The organism is Candidatus Palauibacter polyketidifaciens, from assembly GCF_947581785.1.
Lineage (GTDB): Bacteria > Gemmatimonadota > Gemmatimonadetes > Palauibacterales > Palauibacteraceae > Palauibacter > Palauibacter polyketidifaciens.
Map to the genome: position 1 here is coordinate 62,434 of NZ_CANPVO010000023.1, position 22,373 is coordinate 84,806.

19 protein-coding genes are annotated in these 22,373 nt (G+C 68.5%); 10 read left to right on the forward strand and 9 right to left on the reverse strand.

The window, feature by feature from the left end; all coding sequences use genetic code 11:
• The first annotated feature begins 15 nt into the window (after positions 1 to 15).
• Positions 16 to 1,383: an amino acid permease gene (locus RN729_RS07480; protein WP_310783268.1), complete on the forward strand. Its 1,368-nt coding sequence runs from the start codon at positions 16 to 18 to the stop codon at positions 1,381 to 1,383.
• A gap of 9 nt (positions 1,384 to 1,392) precedes the next feature.
• On the opposite strand, the gene RN729_RS07485 is transcribed toward RN729_RS07480, so the two are convergent.
• Positions 1,393 to 1,923 (reverse strand): thioredoxin family protein, encoded by a 531-nt coding sequence (locus RN729_RS07485; RefSeq protein ID WP_310783269.1) that lies wholly within the window; start codon positions 1,921 to 1,923, stop codon positions 1,393 to 1,395.
• A 176-nt stretch (positions 1,924 to 2,099) separates the two neighbouring features.
• Between RN729_RS07485 and RN729_RS07490 the strand changes: the two genes are divergently transcribed.
• The gene (locus tag RN729_RS07490; RefSeq protein ID WP_310783271.1) at positions 2,100 to 2,954 is read left to right on the forward strand and encodes an arginine deiminase family protein; all 855 of its coding nucleotides are present in this window, start codon (positions 2,100 to 2,102) and stop codon (positions 2,952 to 2,954) included.
• Entirely contained in the window at positions 2,951 to 3,490 is a 540-nt protein-coding gene (locus tag RN729_RS07495; protein ID WP_310783272.1) for an SRPBCC family protein, read from the forward strand. Before RN729_RS07490 ends, RN729_RS07495 begins: the two co-directional genes overlap by 4 nt.
• 9 nt (positions 3,491 to 3,499) lie before the next feature.
• Here the strand turns inward: RN729_RS07495 and RN729_RS07500 are convergent, their stop codons facing one another.
• Positions 3,500 to 4,117 carry a MarC family protein gene (locus tag RN729_RS07500; protein WP_310783274.1) on the reverse strand — a complete coding sequence of 206 codons (618 nt, stop codon included), beginning with the start codon at positions 4,115 to 4,117 and terminating at the stop codon, positions 3,500 to 3,502.
• Between the two features lie 119 nt (positions 4,118 to 4,236).
• Here RN729_RS07500 and RN729_RS07505 point away from each other — a divergent pair, with 119 nt between their 5' ends.
• The gene (locus RN729_RS07505) at positions 4,237 to 5,688 is read left to right on the forward strand and encodes a serine hydrolase (RefSeq protein ID WP_310783276.1); all 1,452 of its coding nucleotides are present in this window, start codon (positions 4,237 to 4,239) and stop codon (positions 5,686 to 5,688) included.
• A gap of 46 nt (positions 5,689 to 5,734) precedes the next feature.
• Here the strand turns inward: RN729_RS07505 and RN729_RS07510 are convergent, their stop codons facing one another.
• On the reverse strand, positions 5,735 to 6,412 hold the full coding sequence (locus tag RN729_RS07510) for an MBL fold metallo-hydrolase (protein ID WP_310783278.1): 678 nt from the start codon (positions 6,410 to 6,412) through the stop codon (positions 5,735 to 5,737).
• Between the two features lie 104 nt (positions 6,413 to 6,516).
• On the opposite strand from RN729_RS07510, the gene RN729_RS07515 reads away from it, so the two are divergent.
• The 4 genes from RN729_RS07515 (at position 6,517) to RN729_RS07530 (ending at position 12,874) form a co-directional block, all read left to right on the forward strand.
• Positions 6,517 to 7,872 carry an MATE family efflux transporter gene (locus tag RN729_RS07515; protein ID WP_310783280.1) on the forward strand — a complete coding sequence of 452 codons (1,356 nt, stop codon included), beginning with the start codon at positions 6,517 to 6,519 and terminating at the stop codon, positions 7,870 to 7,872.
• Positions 7,873 to 8,008: 136 nt separating this feature from the next.
• Positions 8,009 to 8,869, forward strand: coding sequence for a GLPGLI family protein (locus tag RN729_RS07520; RefSeq protein WP_310783282.1), 861 nt, complete (start codon positions 8,009 to 8,011; stop codon positions 8,867 to 8,869).
• A 14-nt stretch (positions 8,870 to 8,883) separates the two neighbouring features.
• Positions 8,884 to 11,751: a TonB-dependent receptor gene (locus RN729_RS07525; RefSeq protein WP_310783283.1), complete on the forward strand. Its 2,868-nt coding sequence runs from the start codon at positions 8,884 to 8,886 to the stop codon at positions 11,749 to 11,751.
• A 37-nt stretch (positions 11,752 to 11,788) separates the two neighbouring features.
• Positions 11,789 to 12,874: a heparan-alpha-glucosaminide N-acetyltransferase domain-containing protein gene (locus tag RN729_RS07530; RefSeq protein ID WP_310783285.1), complete on the forward strand. Its 1,086-nt coding sequence runs from the start codon at positions 11,789 to 11,791 to the stop codon at positions 12,872 to 12,874.
• Positions 12,875 to 12,904: 30 nt separating this feature from the next.
• Here RN729_RS07530 and RN729_RS07535 read toward each other — a convergent pair whose 3' ends face one another.
• The 4 genes from RN729_RS07535 to RN729_RS07550 form a co-directional block, all read right to left on the reverse strand.
• Complete coding sequence (locus tag RN729_RS07535; RefSeq protein ID WP_310783287.1) at positions 12,905 to 15,322, reverse strand: molybdopterin cofactor-binding domain-containing protein; 2,418 nt, start codon at positions 15,320 to 15,322, stop codon at positions 12,905 to 12,907.
• Positions 15,319 to 15,852: a 2Fe-2S iron-sulfur cluster-binding protein gene (locus RN729_RS07540; protein ID WP_310783289.1), complete on the reverse strand. Its 534-nt coding sequence runs from the start codon at positions 15,850 to 15,852 to the stop codon at positions 15,319 to 15,321. Before RN729_RS07540 ends, RN729_RS07535 begins: the two co-directional genes overlap by 4 nt.
• A gap of 70 nt (positions 15,853 to 15,922) precedes the next feature.
• Positions 15,923 to 17,458: a tannase/feruloyl esterase family alpha/beta hydrolase gene (locus RN729_RS07545; protein WP_310783291.1), complete on the reverse strand. Its 1,536-nt coding sequence runs from the start codon at positions 17,456 to 17,458 to the stop codon at positions 15,923 to 15,925.
• Between the two features lie 543 nt (positions 17,459 to 18,001).
• On the reverse strand, positions 18,002 to 18,247 hold the full coding sequence (locus RN729_RS07550; RefSeq protein WP_310783293.1) for a hypothetical protein: 246 nt from the start codon (positions 18,245 to 18,247) through the stop codon (positions 18,002 to 18,004).
• Positions 18,248 to 19,956: 1,709 nt separating this feature from the next.
• Here RN729_RS07550 and mobC point away from each other — a divergent pair.
• Together mobC and RN729_RS07560 are read left to right on the forward strand one after the other, a co-directional pair.
• Positions 19,957 to 20,301: a plasmid mobilization relaxosome protein MobC gene (gene mobC, locus RN729_RS07555; protein WP_310783294.1), complete on the forward strand. Its 345-nt coding sequence runs from the start codon at positions 19,957 to 19,959 to the stop codon at positions 20,299 to 20,301.
• A 337-nt stretch (positions 20,302 to 20,638) separates the two neighbouring features.
• Positions 20,639 to 21,361 (forward strand): relaxase/mobilization nuclease domain-containing protein, encoded by a 723-nt coding sequence (locus RN729_RS07560; RefSeq protein WP_310783361.1) that lies wholly within the window; start codon positions 20,639 to 20,641, stop codon positions 21,359 to 21,361.
• 296 nt (positions 21,362 to 21,657) lie between these two features.
• On the opposite strand, the gene RN729_RS07565 is transcribed toward RN729_RS07560, so the two are convergent.
• Both RN729_RS07565 and RN729_RS07570 read right to left on the reverse strand, forming a co-directional pair.
• Complete coding sequence (locus tag RN729_RS07565; RefSeq protein WP_310783296.1) at positions 21,658 to 21,954, reverse strand: hypothetical protein; 297 nt, start codon at positions 21,952 to 21,954, stop codon at positions 21,658 to 21,660.
• A 3-nt stretch (positions 21,955 to 21,957) separates the two neighbouring features.
• Positions 21,958 to 22,368, reverse strand: a complete 411-nt coding sequence (locus RN729_RS07570) for a hypothetical protein (RefSeq protein WP_310783298.1) — start codon at positions 22,366 to 22,368, stop codon at positions 21,958 to 21,960.
• Between the last annotated feature and the right edge of the window lie 5 nt (positions 22,369 to 22,373).

Sequence of the window (22,373 nt, forward strand, 5' to 3'; positions counted from 1 at the left end):
CGCCCGGAGCGGCAGATGACGCCCAGGCCCGCCCTGGGGCTGTGGATGTGCACGGCCCTCGTGGTCGGGAGCATGGTGGGCTCGGGCGTCTTTCTGCTGCCCGCATCGCTCTCTCCGTACGGGGGGATCAGCATCCTCGGCTGGCTGGTGAGCGCGGGCGGGGCGATGTGCCTGGCGCTCGTCATGGCGCGGCTGGGCTCGCTGATTCCGAAGGTCGGCGGCCCCTACGCTTTCGCGCGCGAGGGCTTCGGCGACTTCATCGGGTTCTGGGTCGCATGGTCCTACTGGATCTCGCTGCTCACAGCCAATGCGGCCCTCGCCGTGGCGACCGTGAGCTACGCGACCGTCTTCTGGCCCGTGCTGGGCGCTTCTCCCATCGCCGGGGGCATGGCATCCCTCGCCGCCCTCTGGGGCCTGACATTCGTGAACGCGTGGGGCGTGCGCGCGGCGGGGCATGTGCAACTCGTCACCACCGTGCTCAAGCTCCTGCCGCTGGCGGCGGTCGGCACGATCGGCTTCCTCTACTTCCAGCCCGAGCACTTCCGTCCGTTCAACCCGACGGGGGGCAATCCCATCGCCGCCGTCACGGCGACGGTGACGCTCACGCTGTGGGCGTTCATGGGACTTGAGGCCGCGACCGTCCCCGCCGCCGACGTGCGGGACCCCGCGCGCACGATCCCGCGGGCCACGATCCTCGGCACCGTGATCGCGGCGTCGATCTTCATCATCAGCACCTCCGCCGTGATGGGGATCATCGCGCCGGCGGATCTCGCGGTCTCCACCGCGCCCTTCGCGGACGCGGCCGGATCGATCTGGGGGAATGCCGGCCGGCTCGTGATCGGCGCGGGCGCCACGATCGCCTGCTTCGGCGCGCTCAACGGCTGGATCCTGCTCTCCGGCCAGCTCCCTCGGGCCGCCGCGCAGGATGGCCTCCTTCCCGCCGCCTTCGCGCGACTCAGTCCGCGCGGCACGCCGTCCTTCGGCCTCATCTTCGCGGCGGGCGTCGCGACGATCCTCATCGCGATGAACTACACGCGCGGCCTCGTCCAGGCCTTCACCTTCCTCATCCTGCTCTCCACGCTCGCGACGCTGCTCGCCTACGTGTTCGCGAGCACGACCGGATTGCTCTTCGCCGTGCGCGAGCGCCTCGGCGCGAGGGACGCCTCGCGCGCAGGGCGAAGCTCCGGCGCCGCGGCTCCCGTGGGGCGGCTGGTCGTGGCCATCCTCGCCTTCGGGTTTTCCTTCTGGGCCATCGCGGGGGCGGGCCCCGAAATCGTGTTCTGGGGCTTCCTCCTCCTCGTGGCGGGGGTCCCCGTGTTCGTCGTGATGCGGGCCGCGGGCGGCGGAAGAGACGCGGCGGACGGGCAGGTGGGCGGGGGCTGACTTCCCCCCTCAGTCGCCGGCGACCGCGCGCTCGAGAACCTGGAGGAACTCGTCCAGCGCGGTGCGCCCCTTGTCCCGTGCGTAGTAGCGGCGAACCTCGCGATACCGGTCCGCCGGATCCAGCTTCAACCCCTCCGTCATCACCCACTCCTGGATCGGCGCCGGCCGGGGGCCCCACCACCCACGCTCGCGGAACGCCTCGTCGTAGATGATGAGCACGGGGATCGACCGGCTCGTCCCGTTCGTGAGGTGCGCGTCCATCAGGTCCGGATTCTCGTCGCGAAGGAGGACGCGCAGTTCGATGTTCCCGGCGACCTCCGCCAGGCGATCGAACACGGGGAGGGTGTTGATCGCGTCTCCGCACCAGTCCTCGGTGAGCGCGATGACCTTCCACCGGCCGGGGATGGCGCGGGCACGTTGCCGGGTCTCCTCGTCCACGGACGCCCGTCGGGCCAGCGCGTGCCAGAGTTCGCGGTTCTTCCCGACCGTCTCCAGGTACTCGGAAAACGTTGATGCGCCGTGAAATCGCTCTCGAATCAAGCTCGGGAACCCTCGGGCTGCGGTCCGTGACGGGATGATGCGGCCGGCGATGCCGATGGCGCCGGGGCCAGCGAAGGTACGGGTGCGGCCGTAGCTTCAGCCAGATGAACGGGCGGCTGCAAACCGAAGCGAGGTTCGGCGTCTCCAGCATGGTGGCGCCGCTGCGGAGAGTGGCGATGCGCCGGCCGGGCCGGGCGACGCTGGAGGCGGATCCGGCGCGCTGGCATTACGCGGGTCCGCTGGAGTCCGGCCGGCTGCTGCCGCAGTACGACGCGTTCACCGAGCGCGTCGCGGCCTCCGGGGCCGATATCGAGTGGATCGGCGATTCGGCGGACGACGGCCTCGCCGACGCGATGTTCCCCTTCGACCCCTCCTTCATGACGCCCGGCGGCGCGATTCTCCTACGGCCCGGGAAGGCGTTGCGCCAGCCCGAGGTGGCGAGCCACGAAACGCTCTACCGCCGGCTCGGCGTGCCTGTGATCGGCGCCATCGAAGCCCCCGGAACCGCGGAAGGCGGAGACCTGATGTGGGTCGACGCAGGCACCCTCGCGGCAGGACGCGGCTTCCGCACCAACCAGGCCGGCATCGACCAGCTTCAGGCCATTCTGGCCCCTCTCGGAATCGAAGTCCGCGCCTTCGATCTTCCGATGTGGCACGGAAGCGCCGCCTGTCTCCACCTGCTCTCGCTCGTGAGCCCGCTGGACCGGGATCTGGCGCTGATCTATCCCCGGCTCTTTCCCGTCGCACTCCACGAGCTGCTGCTCGAGCGCGGCGTCCAATGCCTCGAGGCCGGGGATGAGGAGTTCACGGTCTCCGCGGGGCTGAATCTCAACGTCCTCGCGACCGCACCGCGCCGCTGCATCGCGCTCGATGGATTTCCCGAGACGGTCCGGCTGATGAGAGATGCGGGCTGCGAGGTCACGCGTTTCGACGGCGACGCGCTCTGTATCCCGTGCGAGGGTGGCCCGACCTGCCTTACGCTCCCCATCCTCCGCGACCATCCGCCCTCTTCAACGGAAAACGGTCCATGAATCGCACGCTGAAGCGCATCATTATCGGTATGATCGTCGTCATCGCGGGTCTGGCCGGGGTCGTCTACGGCGTCGGGATTTCCCTGCCCGAGGGTCACGTGGCGGCGGTGCGCGCCGGGTTCTCCGCAACGCCCGAGGAGATCTTCGCGACCGTCGCAGACTATCGCGCGTACCCCGAGTGGCGACCGACCGTCGAGGGAATCGAGGAACTTCCGGCGCGGGACGGAAAGCCGGCCTGGGTGGAACTCGGTGCCACCGGGCCGCTCCCCATGGAGCTGACGGAGAGCGAGCCTCCGGCCCGGCTCGTGACGACGATCCTCTCGGAAGGCATGCCTTTCGGCGGCCGCTGGATCGTCGAGATCGAACCTACCGTCGCGGGGGCGACCGTCACGATCACCGAGGAGGGCGAGGTCTACAGCCCGGTCTTCCGCTTCGTGAGCCGCTACTTCATGGGACACCACGCCACGGCGTCGCTGTTCCTCTCCGACCTCGGCGCCCGTTTCGACGAGACCGTCACCGTCGACGTGGTGCGCTAGCCGACCGCGTCAGCCGGCGAAAAACTCCCGGATGCCGCTGAGGCACATCTGGCAGCCGATGGCGAGGAGGATCAGGCCCGAGAAACGCTCGAAGATCCGGACCGCCCGGCCGCTCAGCGCGTGCGAGAGGAAGCCGGCGGCCAGGAGCACGACGAGCACGCCCAGCGATGCGACCGACACCGCAATGAGTGTGGCGACGGGAATTCCAATCAACGCGCCGGCCTCGTCGAGCGCCAGCGTGATCACGGCGGTGATCGACGCAGGCCCCGCGATCAGCGGCATGACGAGCGGGACCCATAGGTGGTCCTCCGTCTCGCCCGGATCCCGGCGTACGCCCGTGATCCCGAATCCCGCCCCGCGCAGCATCTCGAGCGCGGCGAGGATGACGACGAGGCCGCCGGCCGTGCGGAACGCGGCGAAGCTCACGTCGAAGAGACTCAGGATGCGCGCGCCGGCGATCGCGGCGACGGTAAGCACGATGAGCACCCCCACCGCCACCTTCACCGCCGCGCGACGGAGCTCCACACGAGAAAATCCGTCCGTCGCCGCGAAGAAGAACGGAAGCTCCGCGAGTGGATTCGTGAGCGCGATGAGCGCAATGCTGCCGTAGAGAATCTGGTCGATCACGGGGACACGATATTCGCGCCCGCGCGCCGGCGCGACCTTCGCACCCGTGGCCGGAACCGCGTGCGTCCCGCATGTTGGCAGGGTTCCAGAAACCTGTCGTCCGGACTCCGGGGGAAGCCATGAAACGCCTCACACTCGCGGCCATCGCGCTCGCTCTTCTCGCGCCCGCCGCTACCGCCGCCCAGCAGCAGCGGTCCTACGACTACTTCGCTCCGCAGCGGGAGATGATCCAGCGGGGCGTCCAGGCCATCCTCCAGTGCAACGGCCTGTTCACGGGAGAACGGACGCTGGAGCAGGTCTTCGAGCAGGAGCTCGCCTACCTGCGAGACCCCGTCGGGACGGCCGAGGGCGGCGACTACGTCGTCGACTGGGAGAGGAAGGCGGTCGCCATCGGCGAACCCGGCGCGATTCCGACCATGCGGGCGGCGTTCCGCGAGGGGATCGGGTGCGTGATCATGTCGCCGGAGCAGACCTTTGACGACATCGACGACCTGCCGATCCTGACGACCCCCCCGCCGGACGGCGATCCCGAAGGGGCGGCGTGGCCCGACGGAGATCTCGTCATGAGTAGCCCACTCCCGCGGGGCGTCGATCCGGTGGCGCTCCGAGCCGCCTCCGACTGGACCTTCGACCGCGAGTCGCCGGAGCAGGTGACGCTCAGCCTCATCGTCCTCTACGACGGGGAGATCATCCACGAGCGCTACGCTCCGGGCATCAACATGTTCACGAAGACCCGCACGTGGTCCACCGCGAAGAGCATTGCCTCGACGCTGATCGGAATGCTCGTCGACGAGGGCAAGCTGGCGCTCGATGAGCCGCTGCCCTTCGACTGGCTGCCGGAGAACGCCGGGTCCGCGGAGACCGATCCCCGCCGCGAGATCACCCTCCGCCACGCACTCAACATGTCGAGCGGACTCTATCCCGTGGACAGCTGGGGGATGGAATACGCAACCGGTTCCGGCTTCTCCTACTGGGCCGGAGAGAGTTCAGTGCACGGCGCTCGCAACCGCTCGCTAATGCAGGAACCCGGGACGTTCTGGGACTACGAGAACTACGACACGCTGCTCGGCGTGTACGCGATGAAGAAGGCGATCGGCGACCCCCAGGCCTACCTCGAGTTCCCGCGGGAACGGCTTCTCGACAAGATCGGGATGCGGAACACGCTCCTCAGCACCGACCGCTTCGGGGACTTCATCATGAGCAGCCAGGTCTACACGACGGCCCGGGACCTGGCCCGCTTCGGGCTCCTCTACGCACAGAACGGGATGTGGAAGGACGAGCGCCTGATCTCCGAGGAGTGGATCGACTTCGTGCGGACGCCGGCCCCCGCCACCTCCGAGACCGGCAACTTCTACGGCGGCCAGTTCTGGCTCGTGCCCGACGACCGCACGGATGTGCCGAAGGGTGCCTACTCCACCGCCGGCAACCGCGGCCAGTTCGTTGTCATCGTGCCGTCACACGACGTCGTCATCGTCCGACGCGGGCTCGATTACGGCCGGCAGGGCTTCGACCGCTGGGACATGACGCGCGAGGTCCTCAAGGCGTTCGAACCCGTCGCCGCGAACCCCTGACGCCGGGAGGCGCGGGGGTCAGCTCCGCCGAGGAGCCCGGCGGGGGTCAGACCCAGCGGCCGCCGTGGAGTTGGAGGACGAAGGGGTTGGTGTCGCGCTCCAGCCCCACGGTGGTCTCGGGGCCGTGGCCGGGGTAGAGGCGCGTCTCGGGCGGCAGCGTCAGCACCTGCGACCGGATGGACTCCATGAGCACGCCGTAGTTCCCGTTCGGGAGATCCGTCCGTCCGATCGACCCGCGGAAGATCACGTCCCCCACGATCGCCACCGGGTGTGACGTGGAGACGAACATGACGTGCCCCGGCGCGTGGCCGGGTGCGAACAGGACTTCGAATTCCGAACCGCCGAAGGCGATGTTCGTGCCGGGGACCAGGTCGATGTCGGGCGGAGGCGGCTCCACGCAGGACACGCCGAAGACGAGCGCCTGGTTGGCCACGTTGTCGTAGAGGGGCCGATCAAGGGGATGCAGGTAGATGGGCGCCTGCGTCTCGGCCTTCGCCTCCTTGAGACCGTCGATATGGTCCACGTGCGCATGCGTGACGAGGAGGGCCGCGATGTCCAGATCGCGGGCGCGCGCCTCGGCCAGCGCCTCGGGCGTCGCGGCACCGGGATCGACCAGAAGCCCGGTGCGGCCGTCCTCGCAGACCACGAGCAGCGTGTTCTGCGCGAACGGTCCACCTGTGAACGTCAGAATCTCGATCTTGCCCCCTCCATTTATACCCGCCATGGCCGCTTTTCGGCCCTCCGTGCGGGTGAGGCGGAGTCTATCCGCGGCGCTGCGGGGCGGCAACGGATTTGCCTTTCGGAACGCGCCAGACGCAGGATTGCGCGATGAACCTCGCACCCCGCCGCGCGGACCTGGCGCGCATGATGCGGCTGGCCCTCCCGATCGTGACCGTCCAGGTCGGCATCATGATGATGGGCGTCGTGGACACGCTCATGGTCGGCCGCCTGTCGGCGACCGATCTGGCCGCCGTCGGCCTGGGCAACATCTACTTTTTCCAGATCGCCGTGTTCGGGATGGGCGTGCTCATGTCCCTCGATCCCATCGTCGCGCAGGGCGTCGGGGCGGGAGACCATGAAGCCGCCGCCCGGGGGATACAGCGGGCGCTCGTCCTCACCCTTCTCCTGACGGCGATCACGTCCCTGCTCTTCTTGCCCGCCGCACGCATCTTCGCCCTCCTGCGGCAGCCCGCCGAGGTCGTGCCGGTGGCCGGGGGCTACGCACTGGGATCGATCCTCGGGATGCTCCCCTTCTACGCGTTCGTCGTACTCCGGCAGAGCCTGCAGGCGATGCATCGGGTGGCGCCGATCGTCTGGACGATCGCGGGCGCGAACCTCCTGAACGCCGTCCTCAACTGGGTGCTGATCTACGGCAATCTCGGGGTTCCGCAGTTGGGGGCCGTGGGCTCGGCGTGGGGATCGAGCCTGGCGCGCTGGTGCATGGCGGTCGCGCTCCTCTGGCTGTCCTGGCCCGCCATGCGTCCCTACCTGGGCCGCTTCCGGCGCGAGGCGCTCGACCGGCGAGCGCTCGCGCGCATGGTGCGGCTCGGCACCCCGATCGGCTTTCAGCAGCAGCTCGAGTTCGGAGCGTTCGCCGTGATCGGGGTCATGATGGGCTGGCTGGGCACCGAGGCGATGGCGGGGCACCAGATCGCGCTCAACCTCGCCGCGCTCACCTTCATGGTGCCGTTCGGGATCGCGGCCGCCTCCGCCGTGCGCGTCGGCCACGCCGTTGGACAGGAGGACATGGATGGGGCGCGCCGGGCCGCCGCCGCGGGGATCCAGCTCAGCAGCGTCTTCATGCTCGCGACCGCGGGCGCGTTTCTCGCCTTCCCGCGCTTCTGGGCCAGCCTCTACTCGCACGACCTCGCCGTCATCGCGATCGCCGCGTCCCTGATCCCGATCGCCGGCGTCTTCCAGGTCGCCGATGGCCTCCAGACCGTCGCGGCCGGCGTGCTGCGCGGCGCCGGAGACACCTTCACGCCCTTCCTCGTCAACGCCCTCGGCTTCTGGCTGCTCGGCGTGCCGGTGAGCTACTTCCTGGCCTTCCGCGCCGACTGGGGCCCGCGCGGCCTGTGGTGGGGCCTGGCCGCCGGACTCGCCGCGGTGGCCGTCCTCCTCTTCGCCCGCCTGCGCCAGGCCCTCCGCCGAGACGTGCGCCGAGTGGCCATCGACACCCCCTAACCTTTCAGATGGACGCGGCCTGACTTTCAATCGGTCAACGGGAGACTTTCGATCGGTCACGGACGACCCCCCTACAACGTGACCTTGGCGCCGTGTGTCCGATCTAATGGATGACGGACGACAAGCGGCGGGTTTCATGAGTACACGACGAAGTACAAGACGACGGCTGCAGCAACGGTTCCAGTCCTCTCGTTGGGCGGCCTTCCCGCTGGCCCTTGCGGGCTTCGCGCCGGCGGCGCTCGGCGGGCAGGCGGCACCGGCGGGGAGTGTTGACTACGTGCGTTCGGTGCAGTTCGACTTCGAGGTGCCGGAGCGCATGGCGGCGTTTCGCGACCGCCTCGCGGCGCAGAACACGGCCTCCATGGTCCTCCGCTTCGACGGCGCCCGGTCCATCATGATGCCGGACCCCGATGCGGAAGCGGCGGCCCCCCGCGGCGGCGCCCGCGACTCGGATCGGATGGATCGCCGCGCCCTCGGGATGGCGCTGCGGCTCAGAATGGGATCGGCCTCCCGCAGCGACCAGGAGGACGTGGTTCAGGCCTATGTCGACTTCGGGAGCGGCGCGATCACGGAGACCCGCGAGTTCATGGGGCGCACGTTCCTGATCTCCGGAGACCGGCCCGCGTTTGCGTGGAAGCTCGGGACCGAACAGCGCGAGTTCCTCGGTTACATGGTCCAGCAGGCGACGGCGGTCCATGACGGATCGGAGATCGAAGCCTGGTTCACGCCCCAGATCCCGGTGCAGGCGGGCCCCGGCCAGTACGGCGGGCTTCCCGGCCTCATCCTCGTGCTCACGGTCGACGGTGGAGACCTCCTCTACTCGGCGACCGAGGTGAACCTCGACGGCCCTGGCGACGTCGCGATCACCCCGCCGACCGACGGGGAAATGGTCACGCGCGAGGAGTACGAAGCCCTCGTGGCGGAAAAGCTCGAGGAAATCCGGGCCACGCGGGGGGCCGGCAACCGGCGCCGCCCGTTCGACGGGGGGCTCCGATGAGGCGGCCCGCACAGATGGGTTCGACCCAAGCGTTCCGGTCGCGGCCGGCGCGGATTCTGACGCTGCTGGCGGTGGGGCTCGTGTTCGTTGCCCTTTCCCCCTCTCCCATCGAGGCCCAGGCCGAGTACACGGTGAGCGGCGTGATCGCCGACGCGGAAGGCGCGGGTCTCAACGGCGCCATGGTCGTGGCGCTGGCGAAGCCCGACTCCGTGCTGACCCGCTTCACGACCTCCAGCGGCGACGGCGTCTTCGCCCTCGGCGATCTCGGGCCGGGCGAGTACATCCTGCAGATCACCCTGCTCGGATACGGCACGGTACGGCAGGACTTCTCCCTCACCGGCGAAGACGTGAACGTCGGCACGATCAACCTCGAGGTAATGGCGGTGGAGGTGGACCCGCTCGTCGTCACGCTCGACCACGTCCCCTTCCTGAACCGGCGGGACACCCTCGGCTACAACGCGCTCGCCTTCCGGACCCGGCCCAACGCGACGGTGGAGGACCTTCTGCGCCAGCTTCCGGGGATCGAGGTCGAGACCGACGGATCGATCACGGCGCAGGGCGAGGAGGTCGAGAACGTCCTCGTCGACGGCAGGGAGTTCTTCGGGGGCGACCCCACGATGGCGACCCAGAACCTGCCCGCCGAAGCCGTGGACCGTGTGGAGGTCTACGACAAGGAATCGGACATGGCCGAGTTCACGGGGATCGCCGACGGCGAGGAAGAGCGGACGATCAACCTGGAACTCAAGGAAGAGGCGCGGTCGGGCTATTTCGGCCGGACGTCCGGCGGACTCGGCGCAGACATGGAGAACGCATCCGTGACTCCCGGATTCGGCGAGGACGTGGCCGCGCGGCTACAGCGTGGGCGCGAGTCCGGGAGGGTGGCCGGCGGGATTCCATACGCGGGAGCGTTGTCGATCAACCGTTTCTCCCCCACCACGCAACTCGCCCTCGTCGGAAGCGCGAACAACGTGAACCAGGCGGGGTTCGGGTGGGGCGACGCGATGTCGTTCGGCGGACGGGATTTCGGACGCGGCGGCGGGGGCGACGACGGGCTCACCGAGACCCGCATGCTGGCGTTCAACGTCAACCACGACTTCGGAGGCAACGACGACAACTGGATCCGGACGAGCTATCGCCTCAGCACGCTCGACAACTTCCAGAACGAGACGCGGAGGCAGGAGCAACTCCTCGGTATGAGCGCCTCGTCCCTCGTCGATCGCGCCACCCGCACGGACACCGAAAACTCGAGCCACAGGGTCAACCTGAACTCCCAGCTCACCCTCTCCGAGGGCCACGAACTGCGGCTCCGCGGGAATCTGAACGCGCGCAGCTCCCTCCTCGACCGCGCGGACTTCCAGGACACGCGCTCGGGCACCGGGCAGTTCCTCACGGCCGCGGCGACGAACTACGACGTGGACGGCGAGGATCTGGGCGGCGATGCCCGGCTCACGTGGCGCAAGCGACTCGACGACAGCGGGCGGAGTCTCTTCGCGGAGGCCCGGGTGAACCTCAGCGATTCCGACCGCCTCACGAACCTCGCGTCGTCGATCGAGGGCAACGTGGAGAACCCGCGCGCCCAGGCCGGCGACGTGCTCCAGGAGCAGACGAACCTCGGGCAGACGCTGACGCACTCGGTCCGCCTGTCGATGACGCAGCCGATGCCCTGGGAGTCGATGCTCGAGGTCTACGGCGAGCGGAGCGCGACCGCCGAGGACGAGAACCAGTCGGTGTTCGACATCGGGCCTGATGGACGGATGGTGAACCCGCTCCTCACCTCCGGGTTCGAGCGGACGTACAGCTACCTGCGCGGGGGCTTTCGCTTCAACCGCACGAGCGAGGCCGGACGGCTCGTGCTCGGACTGCGCCTGCAGGGTTCGGACCTGGAGGGGACGATCCTCGGTCGGAGCGAGGAGATCGCCAACGGATACATGCACGTGCTGCCCAACGCCGAGTTCCGGATGCAGGTCGACGACCAGCGCACGCTTCAGTTCCGCTACTCGACGTCCACGCGCGAACCGCGCATGACGGATCTTCAGCCCTTCGTCGACAATCGCGACCCGCTGCGCATCCGGGTGGGGAATCCCGATCTGCAGCCCGAATACACGCACCGGCTGCGGACGGAATACCGGTTCTTCGACACGTTCAGTTTCGTCAATCTGTTCACGCACGCGAACGTCAGCTTCACGACGAACGACATCGCCCAGTCCCGAACGGTGACGCAGCGGGGGCTCCAGACCCTCTCGCCCGTGAACCTCGGGAGTTCGTGGTCGGCGAACGGCGGGGCGAGCTTCGGGAGGCCGCTGCGCTGGATGGGCGGCCAGGTGGACCTGAACTACGACCTCCGCTACTCCAGTTCGAACGAGCTCGTCAACGACCTCGAGAACCGGAGCCGGTCGCTGGCGCACACGTTCGGGATCGAGCTCGAGAACCGCGCCAAGGAGGACTACGACGTGCGCGGGGGCGCCAAGCTGACGCTGAGCGACGTCAGCTACTCCCTGAACGAGGAGTTGAACGAGGACTACCTCACCTCCACGCTGTACGCGATCGCCGACCTTCACATGGGGCCGTGGACGCTGGGCACGGAGTTCCAGTGGCGGCTCTACGACCAGGACCTGTTCGGCCCGGGTCGGAACGTCGCGCTGTGGGAAGCTTCCCTCCGGCGCCTCATCCTGAACGACCAGGCCGAGATCCGACTGGTGGCGTTCGACATTCTGGGCCAGAATCAGGGCGTGACGTACACGAATTCGCCCGGCTTCATCGAGGAGAGCCGGGTCGAGTCGCTCACGCAGTACGTGATGCTGAACTTCACCTGGTATCTCGGGAACCGCTCGTTGTCCGGCGGCGGCCGGGGCGGACGCGACGGAGGCCGGTTCCGGAGGTAGCTCAGCCGGCGGCTGCCGGCGCAGGACGGGGCGCGCCATGACCGAACCGACGGGGGGCCGGGTCGTATCGCTGGACGCGTTCCGGGGCCTGACGATCGCCTCGATGATCCTCGTCAACAATCCCGGCAGCTGGAGCTACGTCTACGCGCCCCTGGCCCACGCGGAATGGCACGGCTGGACGCCGACCGACCTCATCTTCCCCTACTTCCTCTTCATCGTCGGCGTCGCGATCCCCTTCTCCTTCTCGCGTCGTCTCGCCGAGGGCGCCGGACGGGGACGGCTGTACCGGCACGTGGTGCGGCGCTCGCTCATCCTCATCGGGCTCGGACTCGCGATGCGGGCGATTCCCGACTTCGACCTGTTCGACATGCGCCTGTACGGCGTGCTGCAGCGGATCGGACTCGTCTACTGCGCGGCGGCGGCGCTCTACCTGTGGGGGTCCGCGCGCGTGCGGTGGATCGCGGTGGGAGTGCTCCTCCTCGGGTACTGGGCGCTCGTCGCGGGGGACCTGTCTCCGGACGGGAACCTCGGGGCCCGGATCGACCGGTTCCTCATGGGCGACCGGCTGTGGCAGGGGACGTGGGATCCGGAGGGTCTCCTCTCGACGCTGCCGGCCATCGGGACCTCGCTGCTGGGGATCTTCTGCGGCGAATGGCTGCGGTCGGACCGCTCCGGAATCAAGCTGTCGCGGGGAATGTGGATCGCCGGCGCCTGGCTCGTCGTGCTGGGGCTCGCGTGGGACACGGTATTCCCGATCAACAAGAACCTGTGGTCGAGTTCCTACGTCCTCTTCACGGCGGGAACGGCGCTGCTCCTGTTCGGCGCCATGTACTGGCTGATCGACGTGAAGCGGCTGCGTGGTGGATGGGTGACGCCGTTCGTCATCTACGGCATGAACTCGATCGCGGTCTTCGTCGCCTCCGGCATGTTCGCCAAGACGCTCGCCCGGATCCAAGTCGGGGACGACGGGGGGGGTCCGCTGAGCGCGTGGCTTTACGAGAACGCGTTCCGGTCATGGGCCGGCGACTACGGCGGCTCGCTCGCGATGGCACTGGCCCAGGTCACCTTCTGGCTGGGCGTCATGTGGCTCCTCCACCGCCGCCGCATCTATATCAGGATCTGACGTGGCCGATCTGACCTGCCCGGGGAGCGCCTATATCCCTGCCGCCGCGAGTTCCTCGAGGACGCGCTCGGGGCGCAGGGGGATGCGGCGCAGGCGCACGCCGGTCGCGTCGAAGATTGCGTTTGCGACGGCCGCCGGAACCGTGCGGTGCGAGGGCTCGCCGGCCCCGTAGTGCGGCAGGTCCGGTCGGTCGGGGTTCGGATCGCCGTTCACGATCACGACGTCAATCCGCTCGGGCGCGTCCCGGTGCGTGATCGTCGGGTGCGTGCGCCAGTCGACGCTCGTGACCCTCTCGCCGTCGAACTGCACTTCCTCGTACAGGGTCCGGCTGATCCCGTGCAGGAGGTTCCCCTGGATCGTGTTCTCGAGGCCGTCCGGGTTGATCACGAGGCCGCAGTCGTGCGCGCAGACCATGCGCTTCACCCAGACGCGGCCGCTCTCCCTGTCGACCTCCACCTCCGCGATCGTGGCGACCGTCGTCTGGACGCGGTACGCGTAGGAGATCCCGCGCCCGGTGAGAATGCGTCCGCCACCCGGCGCACGGGGTGAGGGCCTCGGCTCCCAGCCGTACGCTTCGGCCGCCGCCTCGACGACGGCGATGGAGCGGGCCCGGCGGAAGGTCGCGTCGTCCTCCGTCGTCCCGCTCAGGAGGCGGAGGCGGAACTCGACCGGGTCCGCGTTCGCGGCCGCGGCCATCTCGTCGATGAACGACTCCCCGGCGAAGGTCGTCTGCGGGCCGTTGGGGTCGCGAAGGTTTCCCGTGCGGAGCGGCGTCTCGAAGGCGAGCGGGAAGCGGACCGCCCGCGTCTCCTCGCGACGGTTCGGGATGTGGTACATCTCGTCCGGGCCTCGGCCGCCGCCGGGGGACGGCCGGTCGGGTCGGATTCCCATGAGCTGGGCGATGAGCACGGTGTCGGCCTGGTTGTAGCCGACGTGGGCGTAGTTGGCGATGCGCGCATGATAGTCCAGCGCGACCACGTTTCCGGCCTCGTCGAGGCCTCCGCGCAGGTCGATGGCGAAGGCGGGACCCTTCGTATCCCACGCCGTCTCCTCGTGCCGCATCCACTGCATGCGAACGGGGCGGCCCACCTCGCGTGCCAGGTACGCCGCCTCGAAACCGGCGTCGTCCGCCGCCGTGCGCCCGTAGAGCTGCGGACCCTCCATCCAGATCACACGCACCCGCTCCGGCGGCATGCCGAGAAACTCGGCGATGCCGGTGCGGTGGCTGTAGGGCTTCATGTCGTTCGTGTAGACCGTCATCTGCCCATCGGAGGGATCGGCCAGCGCGTGGGCGGGGCCGATCGCCGTGTGCCCCTGGAACGGGATGTCGTAACCGGCCTCGACGATCGTGGCCGCGCCCGCCAGCGCCGCGTCGGGGGCGCCTTCCGCGCGGGGACGGGGAGATCCACCGGTGCCCGCGCCCACGGGAGTCGCGCCGCGCATGTAGTCGAAGAGGTCTTCGGAGGACGGGAAGGGGGCCGTTTCCGGCTTCTCCCACTCGAGCGCGAGGCCCTCCGCCGCCTGGATCGCCTGTTCCTCCCGCTCGCAGACGACCGCGACGTAGTTGCCCTCGCGGAAGACGCGGATGAAGCCGGGGACGTCGCGGACGGAGGATTCGTCGATGGAGACGAGCCGCGCGCCGGCGAAGGGCGGCCGCACGTTCCGCGCGTGGACCATGCCGGGGAGCTTGACGTCAACGGCCCACTCGAGCGATCCCTCGACCTTCGCGGGGATGTCGTAACGCGGTAGGGACTGCCCGACGATCCTCAGCTCCTCGACCGGCTTCACGGACGCGAGGCCGGTGGTCTCGTTGACGTTCCGTCCGGTGAGGGCGACGTCGAAGCGCCGTCCGCCGATCAGTTCTCCGTACGTGGCCGTTCGCGCCGGATCCGAGGCCACGGAGATGACGCCTTCGCTGACGGTGAGTTCGTTGGCGGGGACCTCAAAACGCTCCGAGGCCAGCTCCAGCAGGACCCGCCGCGCTTCGGCAGCGACCCGCCGCGCCGGCAGCGCGTCACGTTCGATGGCATCGGAACCGCCCGATCCGCCCTGGTCGACCGTCATGTCGGTGCGGCCCATGACGAGCGTGGCCCGGTCGTAGGCGAGGTCGAGTTCGTCGCACATCATCTGGCGCATGGCGGTCCCGGTCCCCTGCCCGCCGTCCGTCTTGCCGACGTAGAAGGTCGCCGTGCCGTCCTCGTGCACGACGAGCCACGAGTCGAGCTGGAGGAAGTCCGGGTCCGGATACGGGTTCGCCTCGCCGGGGTCGCCGGAGCCGTTCCGGCCGAGCCCCGCCACACCGGTGCCGCGCCCGCCGCTGAAACCCACGCTGCTGAAGCCGAGGACGAAGAGCCCCGAGGTCTTCAGGAAGTCGCGGCGGGAGGTGCCCCCGTCCCACCGCGCGAGCGCGTCGTCGAGCCTCGCGGACAACTCCGCCGGGCGCTTCACCGGTCCACCTCCCCACCGGCCGCGTCAGCGCCGTTGGCGCCGTTGACCCCGTTGGCGCCGCCGGCTCCGTTCGCCATCGCCTCCGCGGCGCGCTTCACGGCGGACTGGATGCGGTAGTACGTCATGCAGCGGCAGAGGGCGCCGTTCATCCCCTGCCGGATCTCCTCGTCGCTGGGGTCCGGGTTGCGGTCGAGGAGCGCCTTGGCGGTGAGGATCTGGCCGTTCTGGCAGTAACCGCACTGCGGCACCTGCTCGTCGATCCATGCCTGCTGGACGGGATCCAGTGCGCCGGCCGTCGACAGCCCTTCGAGCGTGGTGATCTCGCCCTCGGCGCGGGACACCGGCCGCATGCACGAGCGGATCGCACGGCCGTCCATGAGCACCGTACACGTCCCGCACTGGCCGAGGCCGCAGCCGAACCTGGGCCCGCGGAGTCCGAGATCGTTCCGGAGGACGTAGAGCAGCGGGGTCGAGGGTTCCACGTCCAGCGAGTGGGTCTCTCCGTTGACCCTCAGCGTGACTTCGCTCATCGAATCACTCCCTTGTTCGACTTCTCCGACCTCTGCCAGGAACTCCTGTGCCGACCGCCGCGATCGCAGCCTACGGAGCGACGCACTGGAAGCTGTCTTCGCGCTTCGGGTCTCCGGTGCCGTTGTAGGCGGCGTACGCCGGCCACGGGCACACGGGCCGCTGCATCTCGACGCCGTTCTCGCCCTCGCCGAACTTCGTCGCGACGAGCCGCTCGGGGGCCGCGTCCTCCTCGACCCACGACTGGATCGCGGCGATCCAGTCCACGAAGTCCGGTCCCGGGCCGCCGGCGCAGTGCAGCACGCCGGGCAGCATGAACAGCCGCGTGTAGTCGTCCGCCTCCTCGTCGCCCGCAGCCACGCCCTCGTGGTAGGCGATGGTTCCGCTGGCGGGGATCGCAGGGTCCGACCAGCCGGTCCACAGGATCAGCTTGCCGCCCGCCGTCTTGAACGCGGTCAGATCCGTGTCCGTCGCGTTGAGGATCGCGCGGGCGCGGCGCGTGTCCTCCTCCCACGAGAAGTAGTCGCTGAAGTCGTACGTGGAGTAGTCGAACTCCGGGTCGTCGAAGATGATGTACTTGTACATCTGCGTGCCGAAGGCGTAGTGGAGGTTGGGTCCGCCTGGGCCCAACTGCATCTCCCGTCCCGTGACCCACAGCTTCCACCCGCCCTGATCCGTCTCGCCTCCGAACGGGAAGCCGGGGTAGACGTGCCGGTCTCCGGCGCGGGCGCCGCCGTAGATGATCTCCGCGGCCGCCCGCTGTTCGTCGGTCAGTCCCTCGATCGCGGCGATGTCGATGTCGCATGCCATGGGGTTCGTCATGAACCCATCCTCCACGCCGTCGTTCCCGTCGCACGCCTCGAGAATCGCGGCTTCGAGGATGGCCGCAGCCTCGTCCGTGATGACCGGCGTCGCGAGGTCGTTCGGATCGGGATACAGCGCCTGCTGCGTCTGGAGGAAGAAGGCGCCGAGGCCGGGCCAGTCGTAGGCGGGCGCCCCGGACACGATGCCGTCGAAGTCGTCCGGATAGCGCTGCGACGACATCATCGCCTGGCCGCCGCCGCGCGAGCAGCCGATGAAGTAGGAGTACTCGATGTCGCGGCCGTAGAAGAGGCGGACGATCGTCTTCGCCGTTTCCGCCGTCACGTGCACCGCTCGGTGGCCGAAGTTCACCTCGCGGTCGGGCCGGTCCAGCGCCCAGCTCGCGTCGATGCCCGGGCCCTGGTGTCCCGTGTCCGTCCCCACCGTGGCGAACCCGCGAGTCAGGACGGAGACCGGCCCCGCGAACTGGAGCGCCTGGTTCTGGACGCTCCCCACGAACCCGCCGCCGCCGCCCATGAGGAAGCGGCCGTTCCAGTCCTCGGCCAGCGGGAGGAGGAGTTCGAAGTGGATTTCCTCGTCGATCGTCCCCCGCACGCGGCAGTGCGCCGGGTCGTTCGCGTTGGCCTCGACCTCCGACACTTCATCGAGGACGAAGCCGCTCCACGACATGGCGGTCAGTTGATCGCACGCGAGGGCGGGGACGAGGTCGACCGTGGGGGCGGGGGCGAAGGCGGTCAGGGTCAGGACGGCGGCGGACGATACCGCGAGGCGGCGCGTCGGAGTCATGTGTCTTTCCGGGTCGGAGTCCCGCAACTCGCGCCTCCGGGCGTGACCGGCGGGTCAGGGCTCGGAGGCGCGACCGAACGGGATTACGGTGCCGCCGGGGACGCCGGGCCGCAACGGTCCCCAGGCCTGGCAGTCCGTGGCAAAACGCAGCGTCAGCGCCGCGAGCGGTGAAGCGCTCGCCTGACAAGGAGCGACGAGGGAGCATAGCAGCGCTATTCTGCATGATTTAGGGTAACTAACATATGTTACAATATGTTATAACAACAACTGCAGTCCTCATCCCCTCTTTACGCCCCTATTCCTGAACGGGATTCCGTGCGATCCCGCTGGACGTTGGCGAACGTGGATTCCCGTGGATCATGGACTTGCGGACATAGCCGCTCGGGCTAGCCGCAAGGTTGCCGGCATCCTTGCCCTCGATCCATTCTCCCAACGACCACACGGTTTCTCTAGTCTTTGGCGCGCGGCCCGCGCTCCCGCTCCGTCCGTGCTTCCTAAGCAGCCGGTTCAGCAGCTTGCCGTCCCAGCGGCTTCCTGCGGCGTCTACGCGGAGCCACCCTCTTGGCTGGCCAGCCGCTCGGCTTCGTCCGCCGCCGCCTCGATCGTGCGGAACCCCGGTCCCGACCGGTCGGCAGCCGTCGAGACCGTCCGGGACGCGGCCACCGCGTACCAACGATCCGCGCGGTCGTCTTCGCCTTCCATGCAATGGCCGCGCTCGAGCCGATACCCGACCCATTCGGCGCGGAACCGGTGAGCCCGCAGAATGACGCCCTCATCGAAATCGCTCATCGAATCATGCCCCTTGTCGAGGGAGAGCCTTGGGGGGTGAGGCCTGGTCAATGGCGGCTTGAGGGTCGGGGACGTGCTCCCGCGCTGGGATCGTCAGTCCGGCTGATTCTAACACGCGAGGCCTTCCCGCGCGGAACTAGACTCGTACGTTATCGGTCGAGTTCTGGTATCTTCGAGGCGAAGTGTCCGTGGCGATAGCAAAGGCATGGGAACCAAGAGGACCTATGTGGCTTTGGATTTCAGCAAGTCTCTTGATCGCAGCTGCGTTGTTCTCTCCGTTTTCGGGACGTCTTCAGAGCACTGGCTTGTGGGCGGGAAAGGCCCTGGCTCCAGAAGAAGCAGTTGACGCCTGCCCCCGGGGTCTACAGGACGCACTCACCGATGGTTGGCCAAGTACCATAGGGATGCTCGGTGGTACAATGCCGCTCGTCGCGATAGGGATTAGCTTTCTCCACGCGTGGTGGTTACCCCTCGCGATGCTCGGGGCTTGGTCTGTGCTGGTGGCGATTTTGGAGCGCACACCGATCGCGAGCCCATGGGTTGACAGGTATCTAATGATACTGCTTGAGCATGCCCAGCGGCGCGAGGCCAACTACGCTACCGCTGGTGATATCATGCGCGCAGAGGCAGCGAGGGAACTTAAGGAGCAACTGAAAGGCCTTCTCACCGTCTATTCGGGTAAGCAAGTTCGTGCTCCCTCCATGAAGATGGCGAAAGCAGCGCCGCACGGTGATGCGTTATGGCTTACTCGGAGCCGATCGGACCGCTCGTAAGAACAGATCGCGGCAGCCTTGGCACACGTCCGGCCGCATCCTCCGGTCGTTAATCTGTTCGCGGCGGTTGCCACCGTGAATCGTGTGGCGGGGGGGCTGTACCCAGCCGAGGGCCGTGCGACTCTCGTGTCTCTGGCAGAAGCGAACCGGCTCCCACACCGTGGAGAGGTGAGCTGCCGGGGGGCGACTTTGGGGGGGCGCGCAGAAGAGGGTCCGCGCCCCGTGGGATGCCCGCCCTGTGCACGGGATTCGGGGAACCCCGTCAACGGCTTGGACCGGCGTTGCGGTCTCGACCGCCGGGGCGCGTCAGGTCTAGCGGGCCGCTGGGTCTCGCGGGCACCGGATGTCCCGTCGTGCTCGGACGAGCGTGTCACTGGCCCGTCCAGCCGCTAGATTCGCCGCAGCAACGCTTGGTTCTCCTACCTCAGCCGTTCGACACGCCACCGCAAGGCCTTGATCTCGGATTGCCGCCGTTGCCGCACCCGCGCTCATCCCGACACCTGCGCGGATAACCTCCGCAACGCCATCGTCAACCGCTCCTCTAACGCGGTCAAGGAGCTCTTCGCTTCTCTCGACACCAGTTGGACGGTGGCGGCGGGAGGCACCGCTGGCGGAGGCCGGTTCGCCTCCGGGACGGCTCATTTCGGGGGTTGTTGACACCGCCCGAAACGGTCCCCTGACTGTACGTTACGGCGATTTCGACGACCTGATATTCCGCGCGTTGGCTCCCGCGCCGAGGGCGTGGATCATGCCTCCGGGGCAGCCGACATCTCCGCCTGGGGGGAGAGCGACGGGTCGCCGCTCAGTGGCCCGCGGCTTGCGGTTCTCCGGGGAGCCAGATGTGTTTTCGCGTTACGAAAACCTCTGGCCGGGGGCATCCCCCGGACCCCGGAACGACATCCGCGTCCGCGCGCCACCAAAGGAGGCCGCCCCGACATGGTCCGTCCCCGCAAGCCCGAGGTCGAACGCCGGAGCCGCACGATCTGCGTTCGCGTCACGACTGCTGAGGCCGCAGAGATCGCCGAGCGGGCCGCGGCGGCCTGCATGACGGAGGGCGGCTACATCCGCCGGAGGGCGCTGGGGCAGCCGGTCCATACGGCGACTGTTCACCGTCTCGGCGCCAGGGAGTGGGTCGAACTCCACCGGATCGGCGTGAACCTCAACCAGATCGCCCGCGCCCTGAACTCCGGGGCCTCGGCACCGGCCGGAACGCTGGAGGCGGTCGAGCGAGGGGCCGAACTTGCGGCCGGTCTGCTGACCGGCGAGGCGCTGGATCGATGATCCCGAAGATCAACGGGCTGGGGCGCTCGTTCGCCGGAGTCGCGGCGTACTGCCTTGCACGATGCCCCGGCGCCGGACAACCGCCGTCCAAAGACCTCGAAGCGGGTCGGGTGGACCTACACCCGGAACCTTGCGACGGTCCGGCCGGAGCGGGCCGCGCGGCTGATGGCCGTCACCGCGAAGACGGCCCCCGGCCTCAAGCCGTTGGCGGGCGGCGCGCCCGGCGGGCGGAAGCTGGCGAAGCCGGTCCTGCACACTCGCTCAGCTGGGCGAGGGACGAGACGTCCACGGCAGGAGATGAGCCGGGCGGCGGGACGGGAGTCTGGAGGCGCTGGGGCTGGAGGGCCGCGAGGCGCTGATCGTCGCGCACCACGGCACGCGACACCCGCATGTCCATGTGATCGCGAACTGGGTCGATCCGGAGACCGGGAAGGCAGCGAAGCTCGGCAACAGCAAGCTCCGGCTGTCGCGCTGGGCCGAGGGCTACGAGCGAGAGCAGGGCCGGGTCCGGTGCGAGGAGCGGGTCAAGAACAACGAGCGGCGCCGGGCGGGGCGGGAGGTGGTTCGCAACCCGTGGGAGCGGCCGCTTAACTGGGCGCGCTACCGCCGCGAGGGGATGCTGTCCGGGCGGGCGCGGCGGGCGAGGGCGCCGCGCGAGGAGGTACGGGTCGACATTGAGGCCTGGCGGCGCGCCGAGGCGCGGGCTTGGGAGAAGGTCGAGGACGGGCGGTGGCTGGGGTTCTGGCGGCTCAAGAGTCGGGCGCGGAGGGAATGGGCCGAACTGCACAAGCGGCAGGAGGAGATGCGGCAGAGGCTCGAACGGGAGAGCCGCACCGTGCGCGGCCGGCTCCGGATCTGGCGGATCGAGCGCTCGTTGCGGGAACTCGTCGGGGCGGCTCGGGGCCGGGAGGACCTGGTTGAGGGCTGGCGCGAGGATCTCGACCGATACCACAAGCGCGAGCGGGCCGCCTTGGGCAAGGCACACGGCGAAAGCGCCCGGGAGATCGAACGGAAGGTGAGAGAGAACTACCGAAGGGTGTTGCAGGACGCGGAGCAGTAGGCGCAGGAGATTAGGGAACGCGAGGGGACGTGGGGCGGGCGCGCAGCCCGAGCATCACCCGCATTGTACGGCCGCCGCCCCAGCCCCGAGGCCCCGAGTTCGGCGGGGGCGGGTTCGAACGATAACCCTTGATGTCGCGCCGGCGTGGACCCTGATCAGCGTATCCCGTATCGACGGGAACCCGACGCCCAAATTCAGCGAGCGCTCGGGCCGACCATATCTGCGGGGGCCTCATGCCGGGAGATCCGTCAACACGAGCTGTCGAGGATGAAAGCGAACGGTTTGATTCCCGGGAACTACCTCGCAGCTTCCGCTCCATCGCTGACAAGCACCGAATCGACCAAAGCACGGACATACGCCCGCATTTCACAGGGGTCATCGAGATTCAGCTGAGGCACGGCCTCGGGGTTCGTGATCTGACACAATTGATCGAGGACCAGGCCAGTTTGGAGCGCGGCTTCGTCCAGTTCATCCATCCGCGATTCCATCCTGTCGAGTCTGTGACCCACACCGTCCCAAGCGCTCACGGTGTAGAAGAATAGAATCGCAAATCCGATGATCGCGGCGGTTTGTCCGAGACCTTCCTTCTTCATCCTCTACCTCCAGCAGACCTTCGTGGCATCGGCGAGTTCTCGCGCCATCACTTGGAGCGCCGGTACCCCAAGGGCGGCGCGGTCTGGGATTCTCCCCCGGAGAAGTTCGTTGGGCTTCATGCCGGTGGATGATTCAAAGGAGTCCCGAGCGCTTCGAAAGCCCTTGAGCGCCCGGCAATCGGGACAACCGGCTTTTCTGGCGGCGTCGTCAGCACCCACGAAAGCAATCACGAGGACACCGACATGTTCTTGATCCCGGTTCTCGTCGATCATGGCAAGAATGTTCCGTCGTATCTCGCAGGTGGGGTTGCTAGAGGTAGTGCGGGGAATGAGCCCCGTGAAGAAGCCGATTCCGACAAGCGGAACGATCACGACGGCAAGAAGCAGCGTTTTGCGCGACGTGAGACGGAACATCGGCA

What these genes read in the sequence shown, in the direction of transcription:
- mobC (WP_310783294.1), top strand. Translation starts at nt 19,957, where the DNA reads ATGGTCCGTCCCCGCAAGCCCGAGGTCGAACGCCGGAGCCGCACGATC.
- RN729_RS07490 (WP_310783271.1), top strand. Translation starts at nt 2,100, where the DNA reads ATGCGCCGGCCGGGCCGGGCGACGCTGGAGGCGGATCCGGCGCGCTGG.
- RN729_RS07525 (WP_310783283.1), top strand. Translation starts at nt 8,884, where the DNA reads ATGGGTTCGACCCAAGCGTTCCGGTCGCGGCCGGCGCGGATTCTGACG.
- RN729_RS07540 (WP_310783289.1), bottom strand. Translation starts at nt 15,852, where the DNA reads ATGAGCGAAGTCACGCTGAGGGTCAACGGAGAGACCCACTCGCTGGAC.
- RN729_RS07515 (WP_310783280.1), top strand. Translation starts at nt 6,517, where the DNA reads ATGAACCTCGCACCCCGCCGCGCGGACCTGGCGCGCATGATGCGGCTG.
- RN729_RS07520 (WP_310783282.1), top strand. Translation starts at nt 8,009, where the DNA reads ATGAGTACACGACGAAGTACAAGACGACGGCTGCAGCAACGGTTCCAG.
- RN729_RS07530 (WP_310783285.1), top strand. Translation starts at nt 11,789, where the DNA reads ATGACCGAACCGACGGGGGGCCGGGTCGTATCGCTGGACGCGTTCCGG.
- RN729_RS07480 (WP_310783268.1), top strand. Translation starts at nt 16, where the DNA reads ATGACGCCCAGGCCCGCCCTGGGGCTGTGGATGTGCACGGCCCTCGTG.
- RN729_RS07570 (WP_310783298.1), bottom strand. Translation starts at nt 22,368, where the DNA reads ATGTTCCGTCTCACGTCGCGCAAAACGCTGCTTCTTGCCGTCGTGATC.
- RN729_RS07505 (WP_310783276.1), top strand. Translation starts at nt 4,237, where the DNA reads ATGAAACGCCTCACACTCGCGGCCATCGCGCTCGCTCTTCTCGCGCCC.
- RN729_RS07495 (WP_310783272.1), top strand. Translation starts at nt 2,951, where the DNA reads ATGAATCGCACGCTGAAGCGCATCATTATCGGTATGATCGTCGTCATC.
- RN729_RS07545 (WP_310783291.1), bottom strand. Translation starts at nt 17,458, where the DNA reads ATGACTCCGACGCGCCGCCTCGCGGTATCGTCCGCCGCCGTCCTGACC.
- RN729_RS07510 (WP_310783278.1), bottom strand. Translation starts at nt 6,412, where the DNA reads ATGGCGGGTATAAATGGAGGGGGCAAGATCGAGATTCTGACGTTCACA.
- RN729_RS07565 (WP_310783296.1), bottom strand. Translation starts at nt 21,954, where the DNA reads ATGAAGAAGGAAGGTCTCGGACAAACCGCCGCGATCATCGGATTTGCG.
- RN729_RS07550 (WP_310783293.1), bottom strand. Translation starts at nt 18,247, where the DNA reads ATGAGCGATTTCGATGAGGGCGTCATTCTGCGGGCTCACCGGTTCCGC.